The 1243-nt window shown below is 45.1% G+C and carries 1 protein-coding gene; it reads right to left on the bottom strand.

Annotation, left to right across the window (positions count from 1 at the left end; all coding sequences use genetic code 11):
* Window positions 1–30 precede the first annotated feature (30 nt).
* A protein-coding gene (locus tag AACV12_RS11200; protein ID WP_170901618.1) for an IS3 family transposase occupies window positions 31–1181 on the bottom strand; the annotation gives its coding sequence in 2 pieces (ribosomal slippage) (window positions 31–938 and window positions 938–1181; 1152 coding nt in all).
* Window positions 1182–1243 lie beyond the last annotated feature (62 nt).

The raw sequence follows: 1243 nt of genomic DNA, 5'->3' as shown, positions 1-1243 counted from the left end.
TGATCTGCTCCAGCAAAACTGGACACCACATTAAGCGACATTTTGCTGTTCAAAGTTAACTGGGCTTAGATACCCAAGAGCACTGTGCCTTCTCGTCCGATTATAATCAACCTCTATGTACTCGAAGATCGTTTGGCGCATCTGGTCTCTCGTCATAATCGGCTCATTTTGGATTGCTTCAACTTTCATAGAATGGAAGAAGCTCTCAACACAAGCATTGTCCCAGCAATTTCCTTTCCTACTCATACTTTGTTTTAGATTATAAGCAGTTATGAGATCTCGATAATCTTTTGAGCAGTACTGACTACCTCGATCACTATGAACGATAACCTGCTCGGGGAATCCGCGACGGAACAACGCCATTGATAGCGCATCACAGACCAGCGTAGCCGTCATTCTGGTATCCATAGACCATCCAATTACTTGTCTTGAGTAAAGGTCAATAATTACCGCCAAGTACAGCCAGCCTTCGCTTGTCGCTATATAGGTGATGTCTCCAGCCCATTTTTCATTCGGAGCAGATGCGCTAAAATTCTGAGCCAACAGGTTTGGAGCAACAGGCATTTGATGCTTGCTGTCCGTAGTGCACTTAAACTTGCGTGCAGCTTTCGGCGTTAAATCTTGACGCTTCATACTGGCAGCAATGGTTTTAACATTGTAGCGTTCACCGTTCTCAGACAGTTCTTTTTGGATACGCCTTGAGCCATCTCGGCCTTTGCTGTTGTCGAAAGCTTCTTTAACTTTTGTATCAAGCTGTTGGCGAATAGCCTCACGTTGGATGGCGTTGTGCCGATGCTTAATCCAGTAATAAAACCCACTTCGGGAAATCCCGAACACCTTAGCCATACGCACTATACTGAAGCACAGCAGGTGTTCGAGCATAAACTCGTAGCAATCTACTTTAGATTCTTCGCGAAGTAGGTGGCGGCCTTTTTTACAATTTCTAGCTCTTCAGCTTGCTCAGCCAACTGCCTTTTGAGCTTGGCAACCTCTGCGGTTAGCTCTTGCTCTCGCTGACTCGTATTGGTGTCTTTCTTCGAGTTCTTCCGCCACCCGTAGATTTGAGATTCGTGTAAAGAAAGCTGTCTTGCTGTCGCAGCTACTCCCACTTTATCTGCTAACTTCAGGGCTTGTGCTTTAAATTCAGGGGAATGTTTAATTCTAGTTTTCTTAGTTGTCATTGTTCACCTCGTTAGTGATTGTACTCACTTAACTCAGTGTCCAAAACTGCTGGGGCGGATCA

The sequence above is a fragment of the Vibrio sp. 2-2(8) genome, assembly GCF_963888495.1.
In the GTDB taxonomy this organism is placed as follows: domain Bacteria; phylum Pseudomonadota; class Gammaproteobacteria; order Enterobacterales; family Vibrionaceae; genus Vibrio; species Vibrio anguillarum.
This window is presented reverse-complemented; position numbering and strand designations above follow the sequence as displayed.